Source organism: Paenibacillus amylolyticus, from assembly GCF_051136285.1.
Taxonomy (GTDB): domain Bacteria; phylum Bacillota; class Bacilli; order Paenibacillales; family Paenibacillaceae; genus Paenibacillus; species Paenibacillus amylolyticus_F.
Window position 1 is genome coordinate 3,812,248 of record NZ_CP194938.1, and the last position, 18,629, is coordinate 3,830,876.

Annotated in this window: 16 protein-coding genes; 13 read left to right on the plus strand and 3 right to left on the minus strand. The window is 48.8% G+C overall.

Going from position 1 to position 18,629, the window contains the following annotated elements; translation table 11 throughout:
• The first annotated feature begins 401 nt into the window (after positions 1-401).
• From ACR8BL_RS16855 to ACR8BL_RS16880, 6 genes are all read left to right on the plus strand, one after another.
• Entirely contained in the window at positions 402-1,934 is a 1,533-nt protein-coding gene (locus tag ACR8BL_RS16855) for a peptidoglycan DD-metalloendopeptidase family protein (RefSeq protein WP_434748676.1), read from the plus strand.
• Positions 1,935-2,225: 291 nt separating this feature from the next.
• Positions 2,226-2,948 carry a response regulator YycF gene (yycF, locus tag ACR8BL_RS16860; protein ID WP_434748677.1) on the plus strand — a complete coding sequence of 241 codons (723 nt, stop codon included), beginning with the start codon at positions 2,226-2,228 and terminating at the stop codon, positions 2,946-2,948.
• Positions 2,948-4,798: a cell wall metabolism sensor histidine kinase WalK gene (walK, locus tag ACR8BL_RS16865; RefSeq protein ID WP_434758256.1), complete on the plus strand. Its 1,851-nt coding sequence runs from the start codon at positions 2,948-2,950 to the stop codon at positions 4,796-4,798. The genes yycF and walK overlap by 1 nt, the downstream gene beginning before the upstream one ends.
• A complete protein-coding gene (locus ACR8BL_RS16870) occupies positions 4,782-6,062 on the plus strand; it encodes a YycH family regulatory protein (RefSeq protein WP_434758257.1) in 1,281 nt (426 codons plus the stop codon). Before walK ends, ACR8BL_RS16870 begins: the two co-directional genes overlap by 17 nt.
• A 327-nt stretch (positions 6,063-6,389) precedes the next feature.
• On the plus strand, positions 6,390-7,133 hold the full coding sequence (yycI, locus tag ACR8BL_RS16875) for a two-component system regulatory protein YycI (RefSeq protein WP_434753150.1): 744 nt from the start codon (positions 6,390-6,392) through the stop codon (positions 7,131-7,133).
• Positions 7,134-7,139: 6 nt separating this feature from the next.
• Positions 7,140-7,946, plus strand: coding sequence for an MBL fold metallo-hydrolase (locus ACR8BL_RS16880; RefSeq protein WP_434748678.1), 807 nt, complete (start codon positions 7,140-7,142; stop codon positions 7,944-7,946).
• On the opposite strand, the gene ACR8BL_RS16885 is transcribed toward ACR8BL_RS16880, so the two are convergent.
• Positions 7,915-8,127, minus strand: coding sequence for a hypothetical protein (locus ACR8BL_RS16885; protein ID WP_434748679.1), 213 nt, complete (start codon positions 8,125-8,127; stop codon positions 7,915-7,917). The genes ACR8BL_RS16880 and ACR8BL_RS16885 overlap by 32 nt on opposite strands.
• Before the next feature lie 596 nt (positions 8,128-8,723).
• Between ACR8BL_RS16885 and ACR8BL_RS16890 the strand changes: the two genes are divergently transcribed.
• The 5 genes from ACR8BL_RS16890 to ACR8BL_RS16910 all read left to right on the plus strand — a co-directional run bounded on the left by ACR8BL_RS16890 (position 8,724) and on the right by ACR8BL_RS16910 (position 16,143).
• Positions 8,724-10,001, plus strand: coding sequence for a S1C family serine protease (locus ACR8BL_RS16890; RefSeq protein WP_434753151.1), 1,278 nt, complete (start codon positions 8,724-8,726; stop codon positions 9,999-10,001).
• Between the two features lie 270 nt (positions 10,002-10,271).
• The gene (locus ACR8BL_RS16895; protein WP_434748680.1) at positions 10,272-10,793 is read left to right on the plus strand and encodes a hypothetical protein; all 522 of its coding nucleotides are present in this window, start codon (positions 10,272-10,274) and stop codon (positions 10,791-10,793) included.
• 370 nt (positions 10,794-11,163) lie between these two features.
• On the plus strand, positions 11,164-11,331 hold the full coding sequence (locus ACR8BL_RS16900) for a CxxH/CxxC protein (protein ID WP_090923561.1): 168 nt from the start codon (positions 11,164-11,166) through the stop codon (positions 11,329-11,331).
• A gap of 337 nt (positions 11,332-11,668) precedes the next feature.
• Positions 11,669-12,148 carry a 23S rRNA (pseudouridine(1915)-N(3))-methyltransferase RlmH gene (gene rlmH, locus ACR8BL_RS16905; protein WP_123067026.1) on the plus strand — a complete coding sequence of 160 codons (480 nt, stop codon included), beginning with the start codon at positions 11,669-11,671 and terminating at the stop codon, positions 12,146-12,148.
• A gap of 608 nt (positions 12,149-12,756) precedes the next feature.
• Positions 12,757-16,143 (plus strand): S-layer homology domain-containing protein, encoded by a 3,387-nt coding sequence (locus ACR8BL_RS16910; RefSeq protein WP_434748681.1) that lies wholly within the window; start codon positions 12,757-12,759, stop codon positions 16,141-16,143.
• 322 nt (positions 16,144-16,465) lie between these two features.
• On the opposite strand, the gene ACR8BL_RS16915 is transcribed toward ACR8BL_RS16910, so the two are convergent.
• A complete protein-coding gene (locus ACR8BL_RS16915; RefSeq protein ID WP_434748682.1) occupies positions 16,466-16,612 on the minus strand; it encodes a hypothetical protein in 147 nt (48 codons plus the stop codon).
• 164 nt (positions 16,613-16,776) lie between these two features.
• Here ACR8BL_RS16915 and ACR8BL_RS16920 point away from each other — a divergent pair, with 164 nt between their 5' ends.
• Both ACR8BL_RS16920 and ACR8BL_RS16925 read left to right on the plus strand, forming a co-directional pair.
• The gene (locus tag ACR8BL_RS16920; protein WP_434748683.1) at positions 16,777-17,139 is read left to right on the plus strand and encodes a sensor histidine kinase; all 363 of its coding nucleotides are present in this window, start codon (positions 16,777-16,779) and stop codon (positions 17,137-17,139) included.
• Between the two features lie 13 nt (positions 17,140-17,152).
• Positions 17,153-17,839, plus strand: a complete 687-nt coding sequence (locus tag ACR8BL_RS16925; RefSeq protein WP_434748684.1) for a response regulator transcription factor — start codon at positions 17,153-17,155, stop codon at positions 17,837-17,839.
• 444 nt (positions 17,840-18,283) lie between these two features.
• Here ACR8BL_RS16925 and ACR8BL_RS16930 read toward each other — a convergent pair whose 3' ends face one another.
• Positions 18,284-18,514, minus strand: coding sequence for a hypothetical protein (locus tag ACR8BL_RS16930; protein WP_434748685.1), 231 nt, complete (start codon positions 18,512-18,514; stop codon positions 18,284-18,286).
• Positions 18,515-18,629: the final 115 nt, after the last annotated feature.

Sequence of the window (18,629 nt, forward strand, 5' to 3'; positions counted from 1 at the left end):
CATCAGAGTTGATCTGATGAAAGATTTTTTTGTATATACATGAAAATTATAATGTAATTTAGTAGGTCTTAGAACCTAGTCTTAGATTGGGATAAAAAGTACATAGTACAGTAGGAGTTGAGGCATAATGGAGGATGGAACACATGCTCCGAACGATGGATATTTGAGGGAAACCATATGGGGCGCGGATTTGAGATGTGAGGTTAAGAGTTGAAATGACTGTAAAACCTGTGTTAAAGTATACGGGTGTGCTAAAAGGTTAAAATTTTGACACTTTTAAAGCGCAGCTAAAGTCCTGATTTTACGAAAATTCATATCATTGAACTTACTTGCATATGACTCACTTACAGGTGTTGTCTGATAGTAAATGCGGAATAAGAAATGCTGAAAAGGAGAGAATCATGAAAGGTTTCAGAGGCAAACGCCAACCGGATCAACGCCGGGTACACGAACAATCCGGACAACACCGGACGGCCGAAGACAAAAACAGCATGAGCATGTCCAACTTCAGTTCTAATAAGAAAAGAATTCTGTCATCGCGTAAATGGATCATTACCACAGCATGTGGCATTTTGATTGCAGCATCGGTTGGATTCGGAGCAAAGCAGTATGTGGCCTCAAACACCGTCCCTTATTATAAGGTTATGGTTAAAGGCAACGAGATTGGTACGATTACAAGCGAGGCACAGTTGCAGCAACTGTTTGCCGAAAAAACGAAAGAATACCGCGCTAAGTATCCAGATGCGGAGATGGTGCTGAACACAGATGGTATCACAACCGAGACGGTAAGAGCATATAAACCGGAAGTGAACAGCGAGGAAACGCTGGACAAACTGGGAAACATGTTAACGGCCTATGCCAAAGGCGTGGAGCTTAAAGTCAACGGTGAAGTTGTCGGAATTGTGAAGGATCAGGAAACAGCAGACAAGATCCTGCAGCAAGTACAGAGCCAATACATACCGGCATCGGCTGTGCGAAGCTCACTGAAGACCAAGTCGGTATCAGCTAACTCCTCCAAAAAGGATCAAGGCCCAAGCACAACGCTAAAATCTGTAGACATCAAGGAAGATGTAACAACAGATACGGTGAAGGCAGATCCAAATAAAATATGGGATGTGTCCGAGGCGGTTAAAGCTTTAACCGTTGGTAAAGACGCGCCTGTAACTTATGTGGTGCGAGAAGGAGATACGATCTCTTCGATTGCAGCCAAGTATGAAATTACGCAAAGCGAGATCCGCAAACATAACCCCGGCATCAAGGAGACATCTCTCCAGATCGGAGAAGAGTTGACTCTCACTGTACCAAAGCCAGCGATTACGGTTAAATCGGTAGAGCAAGTGGTAGAGCAGATTGAAGTTAAACCACAGGTTGAGGTACGTAAGAGCGCTGATCTGAAGGCAGGTACGACGAAAGTGGTTCGTCCAGGCCAAAGCGGGCTGAAAAACATGCAGTATCGCATCACCAAAGAAAACGGCGAAGTCGTTCGGGAAGAATGGCTGGGTCAGGAAGTCCTCAAAACGGCGGTGACTGAGGTTGTACTTAGTGGAACCAAAGTGGTTGGCGAAGGCACAGGGCAATTTACATGGCCTGTATCCAATGCAACGATGAGCAGCAGCTTCGGTCAACGTTGGGGCCGCCAGCACAAAGGTGTTGATCTGGTCGGTAATCGCGATGTCAAATCTGCAGATGAAGGTGTAGTTACTTTTGCAGGCCAGAAGAGCGGTTATGGCAATGTCATCATCATTAACCATCGTAACGGATATGAAACGCTTTATGGTCACTTGAACAGCATCAGTGTGGATGTTGGCCAAGTGGTGGAGAAGGGCGACAGCATTGGTGTGATGGGCAATACCGGACGTTCCACAGGAACCCATCTGCATTTTGAGATTTTGAAAAATGGTTCAGCAGAAAATCCGATGACCTATCTGAATTAAGGGTAGAGCATGAGATTAAGTATAGGACACGAGGCGTCGCGTGACGATGCTAAGATTGAGAACAAGGCCCGCTGTAAAGCTGGCCTTGTTTTTTGATGTGAAATATTTTTACAGGAAACGGCTTCCAAGAGGTGGATCAGGATGTGACGGTGCCCCAGGTATGTTAAACTAGAGAGTATAGATCGTTGATAATAGGAAGTACACAACAGGAAATGCATGATAGACAATCAGATAGATTAGAGAGACAGCGCCAGTGGCGAATTAAGCAGGATATAGGGGTGAATTCAGCCGATGCAGGGAAAGATTTTGGTGGTGGACGACGAGCAGCCCATCGCAGACATTTTGAAGTTTAATTTGGAAAAAGAGGGTTACGAGGTCATCTGTGCGTTTGATGGTATTCGTGCGGTAGAGCTGGCGTTATCCGAGAAACCGGATCTGATGCTTCTGGATCTGATGCTTCCGGGCAAGGACGGGATGGATGTGTGCCGCGAGGTGCGTGCTCATCTGGAGATCCCGATTATTATGCTGACTGCCAAAGACGGGGAGATCGACAAGGTACTCGGTCTGGAGCTGGGTGCCGATGATTATGTAACCAAACCGTTTAGTACAAGGGAGCTGCTCGCACGGGTGAAGGCACAGATGCGCAGACAGCAGAAACCAGCAGCGATTGTAGAAGCACCGGAGGAAGAAGGAAAGCAGGTTCTGCGGCTGTTTGATCTGGCTTTTGATATGGACATGTATACGGCGTACAAGGGCGGTGAACCGCTGGATCTGACTCATCGGGAATACGAGCTACTCTATTATATGGCCAAGCACTCGGGCAAAGTCATGACACGCGAGCATCTGTTGCAAGCTGTATGGGGATATGAATATTTTGGCGACGTGCGTACAGTGGATGTGACGATCCGCAGGCTGCGGGAGAAGATTGAAGAAAATCCGAGCAAGCCGGAAACGATTCTGACTCGCCGGGGGCTTGGTTATCTCGTGCGCAGTGCTAAAAGCGTGGGGATATAATGGGCCGATTCTCGCAATTTTCGTTCTTTCGAACGATTCAGGCGAAATTAATTATTATTTATGTACTGCTGATCCTGATTGCGATGCAATTGATCGGCGTTTATTTCGTAAGTGCAATGAAGAACTCGCTGACCAGCAACTTTACGGAAGATTTGCAGGCACGGGCGGAGATGCTGTCGGTATTGGTAGGCCAGACGATGGCTGCTGGTGAAGCGGAAGCTGGCGAGGACAAAACGGAGAATCTGCGTGTGCTGGTAAACAATCTGTTCAACATTAACGGTGCCGAGATTCAGGTGCTGGATTCCAGCGGCAAGGTGCTCACGACCTCGCTAAGTTCACATTCGGATTATATCGGGCGCAAAAATACCCAAACCGTTGTCAGCCGTGCACTGCAAGGCATTCGGGATAATGAGGAATATATCGTAGACGAGGATAATGTTCGCAAAAAGGTCGTGGCCAAGCCGGTATTATCCGGCGGCAAAATTATTGGTGCGGTCTACATCGCTGCTTCGATGAACGAGCTTTACTCGACAATGGAGGGCATCAACAAGATTTTTATCTCCGGTATTCTGATTGCCCTGGTGTTAACCGCGGTACTGGGTGTCATTCTGTCTCATACGATTACCCAGCCAATTAAGGAAGTGACCAGACGGGCAACAGCGGTCGCGGAAGGAAACTTCGATCAGCAGACACCGGTATTCGGTACAGATGAGATCGGTCAACTCAGTCGTGCGTTCAACTATATGACCAGCAGGCTGCGGGATGCCCTCTCTCAGAATGAAGAGGAGAAGGAGAAGCTGACGTCCATTCTGACGAATATGAGTGATGGTGTGGTCGCTACCGATGAGCATGGTAAAGTCATTCTCGTTAACCGCCGTGCGAGCAGCATCCTTGGTATGCGTCCGTCCGATATTGAAGGCAGGCATTTTGCCGTCCTGCTTGGCATTGATCCGGAGGATGCGGAAGCACTGGCGAGCGGGTTTACCGGCTCAACGCTGCTGCAGATTGCCCCGGCAGGTCAGGAGGAGCCCGTAGTCATTCGCATGACGTTCACACCGGTACATCGGCGTGAACTGGGAATCACCGGCACGATTGCGGTGCTTCAGGATGTAACGGAGCAGGAGGAGCTTGAGGCCTCCCGGCGTGAATTTGTGGCGAATGTATCACATGAGCTGCGTACACCACTGACCACGATCAAAAGTTACGCGGAAGCACTGGATGATGGGGCATTGGAAGACCCGCAGCTTGCGGGACGTTTTGTGGGTGTGATTCAGAATGAGACCGAGCGCATGATCCGTTTGGTTACGGACTTGTTGCACCTGTCGAGACTAGATTCCAAGGAAGCTTTGCTGCGCAAGCAGCCTATTGATATTTTGGAGATGCTGGAGGAAGTGGCGGATCGATTCTCCTTCCAGATGCACCAGAAGGATATTCAGTCTGTGTTGTCTGTGGAGAATGATATTCCTGCAGTTCCACTAGACAGGGATCAGATTGATCAGGTTCTGGACAATGTGGTGTCCAATGCATTGAAATATACGCTGGAAGGCGGCACGATTACGATCGTAGCCCGTCTCAGCGACGAGCATACATTAGCGATCTCTGTGTCGGACACAGGTATGGGTATTCCGCAGCGTGATCTGGATCGGATATTTGAGAGATTCTATCGTGTAGATAAAGCACGCTCTCGCAGCATGGGGGGCACAGGGCTAGGACTGTCCATTGCCCGGGAAATTGTAAAGGCACATGATGGCAGCATCTCTCTGGAATCTGAGGTAGACGTTGGCACAACGGTAACTTTTACACTGCCCATGCGTGATAAAGGGGGGGAGCACCTTGAAGGAACGGATTAAATCTCTGGTGCTCGCTTCGCTGGTCGCAGCCAGTCTGATCCAGAGTTACTTCCTGATCTATCGTTTGCCTGGAGGCGGCGATTCTGTTGTTACCTCCGAGACAAACTACGTGAAGACCGAGAATATGGGTCAGGAGCGTAATATTGAAGAGTTAATTTTCCCGGATCAGATGATTATTCATCTGGGGCAGGACAAACATACGGTCTTTTACCCCGGCAACACGTTTTATCAATTGATCTACTCCAGGTTAAAGGGGCGGACATTTGAGGATTTCCAGCGCCGTAGTGTGCAATCGGTGAACTGGGATCAGATTCGCAAGGAAAGTCCCGGCTTTGAGTTGTCTTTTAAAGAAGGCATGCCGGTAGCTTTGTTACAACGAGTGATGCGCTTGGGGACGGATTCTCTTTTTCAGGGAGAGACGATCAACCGTATTGCCATATATACGATGCCAAATGAGACGAAGGCTCATGCCCTGTTCTTCAGTGCGAAGGGAGACGTAGTCTATGAGGCTACACAGGCAGATCTGACAGTGCAGGATGTGAAGCAGCATGTCGATTTTGGGACGAGTTGGACACCGTACACGCTGATGGAAGGCGGATATTATATTCCGGCACAGGCACTGGATACGATTGAGGCGGATGTGCCGACGGGGCAGTTCACGGTAGAGCAGATGCAGCGCAGTCTGTTCTCTGATCCAAGCATGACCCGAAATATTCGGGAAAAGGATGGATCAGAGATATATACGGATAGCAAACGTAGTCTGCAAGTGAAGCAGGAGCAGCGCTGGATTAGCTATACAGACCCGGCGGCACCGCCAGCTGGGCAGAGTGATGCGTCCAAGGAAGCCCTGTCTGCGGTTGATTTTGTTAATCAACATGGCGGCTGGAAAGGGCGCTCACGCATGATGCTGAGATCGGCTGACAATAAAACACAGTTGCAGTTCCAGCAGTATTACGGCAGTTTTCCAATCATGGATTCGATGCAATTCCACTTCGGCACGATCAACATGGAGATGCAGCAGGAGACGGTGTCGAGCTATGAGCGATCCTTGGAATATTTGAACGAAGGTACGGAGGCTAAAAAGTCGATCAAGCTGCCTGGCGGGGATAAGCTGAAAAATCTGATCCGGAAGGTAGCTGGCGAAAACCGCAAAGTTGTGGACGTGTACCCGGCATACCGTCCATCTACGATAGAAGATGGGTTGAAGCTGATCCCGGTCTGGGTGATCCGCTTCGGTAATGGTGAAGAAACGACGGTGTCTTAGGTTAGTAGCGGAAGGCGCTGTCGCCGCTGGTCGAATGCTAACGATCATCAAGGACGTTAAATGTTAGATTTATGACGCTTTGGAAATCTAACGATCACCACGAATGCTATTTTGACGAAAACGGGCTTAAAATGATGGAAATGTCTGATCTTACGCGAAATAAGGCTTCTCCTGATCGTTAGAATTCAAGAATCCGAAATAGGGCAAATAAGGTTCCTGGTGATCGTTAGCCAGATAGACAACCTATAGAACAAGGCGTAGAAAAAAAGGTTAAAAGCAGTAAAAGCTAGCTGCGAAGGTCATTAGGCAGACGAGGAGGTGAATGTTCTGGATTGGGGACGAGCGAAAAATGTATTAATCTATGCATTTCTGCTGCTGAATCTGGTATTGGGTTATCAGATCTGGATGGATGCACGCGAGACGGCTGGTGCCAATCTGGACTTCACCTCGCTCGCGGATAATACACAGCAGGCGATGGAGGAGAAGGGCATTCAGGTGCTGGCACCGATTCCGAATGAGACGCCGAAGCTGCCGAAGTTGTCCTATGAGTTTATCGAAGAGGACAAGTCGGGGATTGAAGTGGAGCTGGAGAAGCCTGTGGACAGCAAACTGATTTTCTCGCCAAGCGAGCTCGCGGACGCGCTGCAGGCGGAGATTCCGCAAATCAGCACATACCGGCTGGATCAGCTGATGGCGGAAGATGGGGCCTTTGTGCTCCACCCGCTGGTGGACGGCAAATGGCCGCTCTTTAACGTGAGTTTGGCGCTGTTCTACAGCGATCAGAAAATCACGGGTTATCATCAGACTCCCGTGCGGATTACAACCGCCGAGGAGAGCGATCAGCAGGTGCTTCCGGCGTCTAAGGCGCTGGGAACGCTGATCGAAAACTTTTTGCCAAACGGTGCAATTGTGAAAGATATTCAGCTGGGCTATTACGGCCAGTTGTTCAACTCAGATATACAGGTGGCGATGCCGGCATGGCGGTTCGTGCTGGAAAGTGGCGAAGTGTTGTACGTGCAGGGCATCAGTGGGGATGTATTCAGTCCCAAGTCAGATAAACCAGGGGAGTAATGTGTTATGGGGATATATTTTACCGTGTTATCCAGCGGTTCGACAGGCAATGCCACGGTCATTCAGCATGGGGGCACCTCACTTATGATTGATGCGGGTCTCAGTGCGAAGCGGCTGGATGCACTGTTCCTGGAACGGGAGATTTCAGGCAAGGAACTGGACGGCATTCTGGTGACACATGAACATTCGGATCATATTAAAGGACTAGGCGCGATGTCTCGGAAATATAATTTACCAATCTATGCAAATACGAATACGTGGGCGGCTTTGGAGAAGTCGGTCGGAGCGATTCCGGAGGAGAACCGGCGGATATTTGAAACGGGTGAAAAGCATGATTTTGGCTCGCTGCGCGTGGAGTCCTTCGGTATTTCACATGATGCGGCTGAACCGGTAGGTTATACATTCGACGATGGCAGTGAGAAACTGTCGGTTGCGACAGACCTCGGTTATATGAGTGACAAGGTTCGCGATGCGATCTCGGATTCAGATGTACTCGTGCTGGAGGCGAATCATGATGTCGAATTGCTGCGCATGGGGCGGTATCCATGGAACACCAAGCGCCGGATTCTCAGCGACATCGGGCATTTGTCGAACGAAGCAGCAGGTGCGGCGCTTAGTGAACTGATGAACGGACGCATCAAGCGCACGTATCTGGCACATCTCAGCCGGGATCATAATATGATGGATTTGGCTAAAATGTCGGTGCGTGATGCGATGGAGAGCCGTGGCTGTTTTTATCGGGACCATGAGTTCAAGCTCTGTGATACGTATTATGATCGTCCTACACCATGGGATAGGGTGGGTGAGCCATAAAGCTGTCCAGTTCGGCGGCTTTGCGCTCCACTTCCTCACGTGTGAGGATACCTTTATCAATAAGCAGTTCGATGATGGTGCTGAGTGCCAGTGTGTTACGGTAATGCTCTTCTTTGAGATCGGCCAGCTTGGCCGCCATATGCACTTCGTCCAGAGCTGTGAGTGTTCGCGTGCGTTCCATTGTGGAATCCTCCTTCTTTCTATGAAGCTTTGAATTGTTCTTTTACTATTATTGTAGTCAGGCTGGGGGAAAAACATTCCTCTTTTTGCCGCTAACATTCTCCAGGCAGGATGTGTATGCTGAAACTATAGCGTTTCTGTCTGAAATTTGGATTGAAAACGGGTTAAAAAAGTTGGATGAATTCGAGAGAATAGCGCTTAGCGCAGCCCATTTTGTGGTGATAGATAGTATGAACCTTTATTGTTAAGCGATTAATGGCGAAAATTTACGTTTATTTACGTTATTATGCAACTTTTTGGGATATAAAGTGTTTAGTATATAAGGAGTATTATGATTTTGGCTGTTTTTTGCGTATGAAATGGAATCTCGAATCTCGCAGAAGGCGAGAGTATGATTGGTAGAACACACGGGATGGAGTGCCATTCTGTTGTATATAAACGTCTGTTCCCGATTGGTTTCGGGAGGCGACGATGTGCAAGGCCATTTTGGAACATGCAAAAAAGCATGGGGAACGCGAAGTACCATCGGTCTTCCATGTTATCACTTGGGCGGCAGTCAGGGTCTTGATGCGTGACAACGAAGGGGAGAGGATCACGATGGGATTGTTTGGAGATGATTTTTATTCAACCAAGGTATCAAGACGCGCCGAACCTGAACAGAAAGGCAAACTTCAGATCATCCGCCCGGGAGGCGGAAGACGTGGACGTGATCGCTGGAGCAATCCGGGCAAATCACGCTCGGGATTCAGTTCTACCGTCAAGGTAGCTGTGATCAGTTCGGTAATCAGCTCCATCGTGACGGTTACACTGTTCAGCTTCATCAGCCAGCCAGCAACGCAGTTACCTCTGGCTAATGCTGCGGGTCAAGGCGGTGGAACTTCACAGACAGCACAGGTGGTTGATCCATATGACCGCATCATTAATGCTGCGGCAGAAGTACGTCCTTCTGTTGTCAGCATCGTGAATCATAAAACAGGCAGTAGCCTGTCGATGAAAGATTCCGCGCTGGGCTCCGGGGTTATTTTCAAAAAAGAAGATGGCAAAGCCTACATTATGACCAATCATCACGTCGTGGAAGGTGCCAGTGATTTGGAGATCGTAACGGTGGATGGTGAAACACATAAAGCAAAACTGGTTGGCAAAGACCGGGTGAGCGACATCGCGGTTCTGTCCACCGATGATAAAGGCCTGGGAGCGGCGGCGGAGATCGGCGATTCCAGCAAGTTGCAACGCGGACAGACGGTACTGGCGATTGGTAATCCACTGGGGCTCGGCGGTACGCTGACATCGGGGATCGTTAGTTACACGGATCGTATTCTGCCTGTATCGATTAATCAGGATGGGGTGTACGACTGGGAACAAAACGTCATTCAGACGGACGCAGCGATTAACGAAGGGAACAGCGGCGGGGCACTGGTTGATCTGAACGGGAAAGTCGTAGGTATTAATACGATGAAAATTTCGGATACTGGCGTTGAGGGCCTCAGTTTCGCGATTCCGATGAACGAAGTGATAAAAACGGTGGATTCACTGTTGCTGAACGGTAAAGTATCCCGTCCTTATCTGGGCGTGTACACGGTTGATCTGAGCAATCCGTATGCTCCACTGGACGATGATCAGCGCAAGGACCTCAAGCTGCCATCGCACGTGGACAGCGGTGTGGTTGTGTTGGAGGCTTCCGGCCCGGCGTCCGATGCAGGTATGCAGCTGAATGATGTCATTACGGAATTTGATGGGCAAAAAATCACCTCCACGCTGGACCTGCGGAAATTCCTGTATGACAAGAAAAAGATCGGCGATACAATAGAGATCTCATTCTATCGGGATGGCAAAGCGGAGAAAGTCTCTGTGAAGCTGACGGATAAACCGGAGTAAGGTTTGCGGAGTTTAGGTGATACGGCGAAAAGGCAATAGTAGAGAGAGTGATCAGAAATTCTGAGCACTCTTTTTGTATTATTGTGGATGCAGGGTACACGGAGGTGTGCGTGCTGCATCTGATCAGGAAGACTTGGAGCCAAAGGCGCAGATACATTTGGTTGCCTATATGGTAAACTGATGTCAATGTGTTTACATAGGTCGATGTTGCAAATAACAGTTGGATAACGTGAGATCCGGCTGGCTAATCTGAAAATGGAGGGATTCGAGATGAATCTATTGAAGAAAAAGGTGCTTGGAGGAACAGGCGTGGCATTATCCATGTTATTACTGTCGGCTTGTGGATCGGAGAGCTCACCAGCTACATCCGTAGATTCGGGCGCGCTGCAGGAGAAGATTGCCGGACTGGAGAAAAAACTGACCGAGCAGGGGATCAAAAGTGATGAGCAGGCACAGAAAATTGCCGCACTTGAGAAAAAGCTGAACGAATTTGGCACAGCCGGCGTTGCTGGACAAGGGACAGGTGGCAATGCATCTGTAACCAGTGCAAAAAATGGGTCAGCTGGAAAAGGGGACGGGGTGCTGATTACGTTTGCCCAGTATGAGAAGCTGGAGGTTGGCATGACTGTGGAAGATGTCATCGACATCCTTGGCGGCGAAGGTGAAGCGCTGAGTGAAGCGGAGAACATGGTCGTGTACAACTATAAAGGTGCAGCTGGCAACGGCGGCAACGCGGTGATTGCTTTTCAAGGTGGGAAACTGCTCACGAAGGCGCAGTCAGGATTGGAATAGGCCGGGGGTTAGGTGTAAGGGTAAGAAGAAAGTTAAGGATAGAATAAGAGTAAAGGTAACGACAAGAGTAAGAGAAGAAGTACGAAAATAAGCTCAAATTTAAAATGAAATTAGAAGCATTCCAGCAAGGATACCTGAGGTGGGGTATCTTTAATGGGGTGCTTTTTTTTTATCTTATGGGAAAGATATATCTGCTTATGTTAAGAGAAGGTCTTTTCGGTGCATAAGTGACACGTTTTTGCGCGGATCTGCGATGTGGGGGTTTCTTTTCCGTGGCAGGTGTGATAGAACTGAGAAGTGGCTATCCTGTAATGGGATAAGCGGCCTGTGAATCGGGAACATAGCTGGTGACAGAAAGGATGCTTAACGGATGTACGTTGTATGCAAAGAACACGTGGACATTGCCATCGACATGTTTGTGGATGAATATGAGGACGCTCCAGATATCGTGGATTTGAAGGAGACGGAATTTGCCGACTGGGACCCGCCTGCTAAATGCGCCGAGTGCGATCAGCACGCGGAATTCCTTGTCGTTTAGCGTACTGTAGAGCAGGCTGCCAGTGGCGCTATTCAATGTACGAAGTGTTGTTGTGCATGACGTAGCAGTGGTAGTGCTTCTGGCGTTAGACTTGGTTCGATCCGGTATGAACATCACAGCAAGGTGCAGAGAGAGCGTGTTGAGCGCTCTTTTTGTATTTGTGGGGAGTGAGCGGCTGTGGGAAGGTAGATTTTAAAAAGTGGGCGATTCAGGCTACATAAGGTTTGTGGTGATCGTAAAGTTTGGAATGATTTTGGTGTAGATGAACGATGCGATTGAAGCATCTAATTTATAGATAGGTTCTGTGCAAGGACGACGATTCAGGAGGAATGATCAAATGTTGATTCAGATTATTGGCGTAGGCAAATTGAAGGAAAAATATTTAACGCTGGGCATTCAGGAATATGCCAAGCGGCTCGCCCCGTACATCAAGTTTCAGATGATCGAGGTCGCAGACGAGAAAGCGCCCGATACCCTGAGCGAAGCTGAGGTAAGGGCGGTAAAAGAGCGCGAGGGCGAACGCATCCTCGCGCATGTGAAGAGCGAGGCGCACGTCGTCGCGCTCGCACTGGATGGCCAGCTCTGGAGTTCCGAGGAGCTGGCTGTAGAGATCGACAAGCTCGGCACATATGGGACGAGCCATGTCGTGTTTGTTATCGGAGGAAGCCATGGGCTCTCCGATGAGGTGTTACGCCGCGCGAAGCAGCGCTTGAGCTTCGGGCGCATGACCTTGCCGCATCAGCTTATGCGGCTGGTGCTGGTGGAGCAGATTTATCGCGCGGTGAAGATCAATCGGGGTGAACCGTATCATAAATAAGGCGTAATTTTAAACTGTAATAATTGCTTTGGAAATTCAAACTTCTTAATGGATGATAAATGCCAAGCAAGGCGGCAGTCATACCTGTTATCACACTTGCCATCAACCAGCGTTGCAGTTTTAGCTATGTACGGCGTGGGCCTAGCCACTCAGAAACTAGGCTTGCCGAAAGAACGATTACAGGTTCAATGGGAAAATGTCAGCGATTTTTGTGTCAGACGTAAGAATGTGTTTTGAAGAAGCGCTGAGCCTTGCGCGAGGTCTGCAAACTGAGTCAATAGGGATACCTATAATAGAGCGAACTTGGGATTAAGCAGATCGATCATAAGTCCCATCAGAAAAAGCTTTTTCGGAGAATCGAATAGTGCTGATTCGAAAATAATGAGGTGAATGGGTCATGGAATTGGTGAATGACATGACTCTATTGCCCCATTTTTTGTTGTTCCCTCATCTTTCGCAAACTCAAGTTTAAAGTTTTCTTTAAGTTCCATAAAGGGGCTGATCTATCATGGTAAACTATGGTGAATTATTGTGATTAATAATAGAAGGTTTATTTGCAGCAAGAATGAATTTGATCGGGGAAGTGTCCAACGAAGGAGGAAAAAAGAATGCGTAAAAAGATAAAACGGCCTATGGCCTGTGTTTTAGTCTTTCTGTTGATATCAGCACTGCTGCCTGAATGGATTGGGGGTAAAGCCTATGCTGCAGATCGTTATATCATCAAAAGGGTAGCGGGTACGGGGAGTAGCGGCTATTCAGGAGACGGGGGAGCGGCGGTGTCTGCCCAATTGAAAGGCCCATACGGAGTAGCCGTAGACAGCAACGAGAATGTGTATATAGTAGATTATGCCAACGATCGAATTCGGAAAGTAGATAAAGAGGGGAAAATCAGCACGTTGGCGGGTAACGGTATTAGCGGCTATTCAGGAGACGGGGGAGCGGCGACGTTGGCCCAATTGAAAAACCCGACTGGAGTGGCCGTAGACAGTAGCGGGAATGTGTATATAGCGGATTCTGGAAACAATGGAATTCGGAAAGTAGATAAAGAGGGGAAAATCAGCACGTTGGCGGGCACGGGTACTGCGGGCTATTCAGGAGACGGGGGAGCGGCGACGTCGACCCAATTGAAGAACCCGTATGGAGTGGCTGTAGACAACAGCGGGAATGTATATATAGCGGATTCTGGAAACAATGGAATTCGGAAAGTAGATAAAGAGGGGAAAATCAGCACGTTGGCGGGTAACGGTATTAGCGGCTATTCAGGAGACGGGGGAGCGGCGACGTTGGCCCAATTGAAAAACCCGACTGGAGTGGCCGTAGACAGTAGCGGGAATGTGTATATAGCGGATTCTGGAAACAATGGAATTCGGAAAGTAGATAAAGAAGGGAAAATCAGCACGTTGGCGGGCACGGGTACTGCGGGCTATTCAGGAGACGGGGGAGCGGCGACGTCAGCAAAATTTTTCTCCCCCATTGGAGTAACTGTAGACAGCAGCGGAAATGTATATATAGTGGATTATGGTAACCAGCGAATTCGGAAAGTAGATAAAGAGGGGAAAATCAGCACGTTGGCGGGCACGGGTACTGCCGGCTATTCAGGAGACGGGGGAGCAGCGACGTCGGCCCAATTGAACTACCCGCGTGGAGCGGCTGTAGACAGCAGCGGGAATGTGTATATAGCGGATTATGCCAACTATATGATCCGGAAGCTGGCGGCTCCTGCACCAGCGCACACGGTCAGCGCATCCGCAGCCACTTCTACTCCCGGAGCCGGTGTGGATGATGCGATCACGCTGACCGTGAAAGACGAGCTGGGGACTACGGATACGACGTTCAGCGGAGCGTATGATGTGACGATATCCGGTTACGTGCAAGCGCCGAATGGCTCGTATGGCAGCTTTAACGGGACGGACTTGACCGCATCACCGAACACAGTCAGCGTTACGTTTGCGAACGGGGTAGCCACGGCGAATCTGAAGCTGAACAAGGCGGCCGAGCAGCCCATCGGCTTGAACGTGGCAGGCGTCGCAACGCCGGCGGCGAATACGCTGAGCATCACGCCCGTAGCGGGCAGCACGGCTACGATGGCACTAACTACGGACATTACGGCACCAGCCAGCAACGGAGGTGTTTTCGCACAGCAGCCGGTCGTGACACTTACTGATGCTTACGGCAATCAGAGCGTGAGCGACAGCACAACGGTTGTGACGGTATCGAAGAAAGATACGGGGACGTGGACGCTGACGGGAACAGCAACCGCAACGGCAAGCGCGGGTGTTGTAACCTTTAGCGGCCTTGGCGCAACGAACGCAGCCGAGGTGACGGGAGCGCAGCTTGCCTTCGATGCGAGCGGTCTGGTGCAGATTGCGAGCCAGTCTGTCACACTCCCTTGGCCTGGAGTAGCTGAACCGAGAGTGGAGTCTGTTACAACGGGAGACAGTCACGTACTCTTGACTTGGAGCGAAGTGTATGGATCCGTCAGCTACGCCGTGTATCAGGGGACAGCTTCCGGCACTTATGGAGATGCAGTCGCTACAGTGACCGGATTAACGTATGATGCCACCGGATTAACCAATGGGACAACCTATTATTTTGTCGTGAAAGCCGTGAATCCATCCGGAATAAGCGCAGCTTCTGATGAAGTGAGCGCAACACCGCAAGTCCCGGCGCCTGGAGTACCGGTACTGGGGCCAGCTACACCGGGAGATGCTCGAATAAGCTTAACGTGGGATGCGGTGATTGGTTCCACGGGGTACAAAATATTCAAAAGTACAACCTCCGGCGCTTATGGATCAGAGGAAGCTTCGGTAACAGGTTCGGTATACGGCTATGATGTAACGGGATTAACGAACGGCACAACGTACTATTTTGTCATCCAAGCGACGAACCCGGGAGGGGACAGTACTTCTTCCAATGAAGTGAGCGCAACGCCGCGAACGGTTCCATCGGCTCCAACGAGCGTAACCGCAAGAGCTGGCGATAGACAAGCAGCGGTAAGCTTCACTCCCTCGGGCAATGGCGGAAGCAACATCACTTACTACGAGGTTACAGCTATGCCAGGAAATATTACCGTAACAGGAGCGGGCAGCCCAATCACGGTAACCGGGCTATCCAATGGGGTGACGTATACGTTTACGGTGCAAGCTGTCAATAGTGCGGGCAGAAGTGCGGCTTCCGACACCTCTAATGCTGTGACGCCATCGTCACCGACTCCGGCACCTCCTGATCCGGTACCGACGCCAGTGCCATCTACTCCGACACCTGATCCGGTGCCGACGCCATCGTCACCGACTCCGGCACCGGATCCAGCACCGACGCCAGGTTCTTCAGAGCCTACAGTTGATGTATTTAACAGTAACATCGTTAATGCAACCAATTTAGTAAAGACGATTGAATCCAAAGTAGCAGAAGCGAAGGAAGCAAACGCTACAATTGATTTTACTGACACGCAAGGGCACTGGGCTAAAAAAACAATCGATATCTTCGTCCACTTGAAACTGATTAATGGCTATGACGATGGTACGATTAGGCCGAACAATCCGATCACCCGCGCGGAGTTCACCGCGATGCTGAATCGCGTGTTTAATATCCAAGCGGGCAACAATACGAATGTTGTGTTGAAGGACATTGATGATCACTGGGCAAAAGAAGCGGTTGAGAACCTAGTCGCGGCAGGGGTAATCCATGGCTACACGGACGGTACGTTCAAGCCAAATCAGACGATTACACGAGAAGAAATGGTAGTCATGCTGTCTCGTATCGTAGACCTAAATAACGTGGCGAAAGATACAATAAAGGGCAACTTCAATGATTTGAATGGTGCTTATGCAGCTAGCGAGATTGTAGCAGCAGCGCAAGCGGGTATTGTTAGCGGTAAAGGGAATGGAATATTCGATCCCAAGAACAATGCCACACGTGCAGAAGCCTTGCAGATCATCTTGAAGATGTTGGAGCTTAATCCACAGTTGAAGACGTTGTTGGATTCGTTTAGCTAGAGTAGTATCGATTCTCTGAATGAAACTCGCCGCTTTAAGCCCATATTTCAATTGCGAAGGACACCCGATCAGGGCGTCCTTCATTTCGCTATATAGATGATACCGTGAACCGTACCACAAGTAGGGCGAAATTTTGTCATAACTGCTCTAGGGTGCGGCAAAGATTTTTTTGGTACGCTAACGGGTAGGTTAGTTAAGCATATAACTTCAGCAAATTATTGATCCGTAAGGTTGACTGGTTCAGAGTAGAATTGTTGATATCGTTCCGAAGACTTCTTACCATTCTTCTTAATATAGTCTCGTTGCTTTTCAACATTATATCCTAAACAGTCGCCTTCCAACCTTGCTTGTTTTTAATATCAGCAATTCGAACCCGAGCAAGTATTGCTACAACAACTTCTTGCTCATTATTCTCATCAGTTACAAATGCGTCGATAATATGTTTATTATTATGTCCTTCTTGTCGCATCTAGAGACGGGACAAGTCTCGTACCGAATGGAACCGGTGTATGTGGTACACTTCTTGCGTAGGTTTTATGAACAATATGAGCTAGTTGTGCTTGACGCAGAGTGGGACTTCATGCTGGATATCGGAAATGTGGAGGATTGGGCTCGACTGTTGTAGATATGGATATGCAAAGACTGGAGCAGGCTTTATTCAATCTGGTGTCGAATGCGATGAAGTTCACCTCTAGGGGTGAACTGGTGCGTATTGCGCTTGCTGTGGCCGAGGAGAATCATGACCGCTATGCGATAATTAGTGTACAGGACTTTGGAATGGGTATTCCTCCAGAGCAGCTTGAGCAAATCTTCGATCGAAATTACAGGTATGATCGACCGGGTGTGGAGAAGGGGATAGAGGGCAACGGGCTCGGACTGGCGATTTGCAGGGAAATCATACAAGCGCATGGCGGGACGGTTCGAGCGGAGAGCGATGACAAGACAGGGTCGATATTCTATGTATCGCTGCCTTGTATTGTAAATGAAGGAAAGTGAAGGTGTAATGGACATGCACAAAATAATGATCGTCGATGATGATCCCCATATATGCGAGATTGTTCAGGTGTATTGCGAGCGGGAGGGTTTCCTATCCTCCTACAGTCATAGCGGGACAGAAGGCATGAAGCTGCTTACATCTTTCGATCCGGATTTGATTGTACTGGATGTCATGCTGGCTAATGAAAACGGCATTGATTGGTGCAGGAACGCACGTAGCTACACGAATGCACCGATCGTGTTTCTGAGCAGCCGTGAGGAAGACGAGGTGAAAATCAGTGCATTATCCTACGGCGGCGACGATTATGTGACCAAGCCGTTCAGTCCGGGTGTACTCATGGCCAAGATCAAGGCACATCTTCGCAGAGTATCGACGGGCAGAAGGGAACAACTGCTGGAGTTACCGGGTTTGACGCTGGATTTCTACGCACAGTCCGTCAACATGGGTAGTGAACCCATCTTTTTATCGAAAAAAGAGTTCAGTCTACTGTCCTATATGGCACAAAACGTTAATCGTGCCGTCAGTGTTGATGCGTTGTTTCAGTTCATCTGGGGAACGGAGAGTCTGGAGGACACGAGAACGGTCTCTGTACACATCAGTAATTTACGCAAAAGAATCGAAGCTGACCCTGCCAATCCTGAGAGGATCATTACGGTTCGGGGGGCTGGATATATGCTAGTTACTAGCAGTGCGTTGTAGGCGTGAACCTAACGTTAAGGTTGGTAGTATGAGCGAGATTACTGCTCTACCTCTAACATACTACAGTCACAATCATTCAGATTCAAACATAAATAGCGGCGTAGGGATTACCTCCTTACGCCGCTATTGCTCTAGATTATACTTTATTCCAATAGGTTAACAACTTGCTGGAGATCGTTTCTGCTAGTTAAAGAAAACGGTGGGTCAAATGGACCTCTGGGCGTACTTTTGGCCTCACAAATAGCTTCTAATATACCGTCCAAGTTGTCAACGATTACTCCTGCAACAGCAAATGTTGTTGCACTAGGTATCGTATAGTAGATTTTTGCGCCACTCGCTGCGCTAAGTGATACTTCTATACCTGACACGACATCGGCGCCTGCAAGGAAATGCTCATTTACAAGATCTGAGCGTATAGCGGCATCTGTGTAATTAGTTGGAGGATCAATACCTGTATTTTTTAAGGATTGAGTATAGAATTAACGCAGCTACTCTAGCAAACTGTGCACGATTCATATTCTGATCAAGTCCAGATTCACCGTCCGCCAATCCGCTAGAAATTCCTTGCTCTTTTAACAAGTCAAATTTTTGTTGTGCATTTAGGTCAGAAGCATCTGCGGTAGTCTCTACTGTTGCGATAAGGAAAGATCCCATTAACAATAGAACTAACATCAAGCTTAAACTTTTTTCATCTTAGATTTTTATTCTCTCTTCAATTATTATGATTTATTTTCTTGTATTCTATTATGGCAGATTTGCTTATGCATGAAACTTAAAGTTTTCTTTGTAA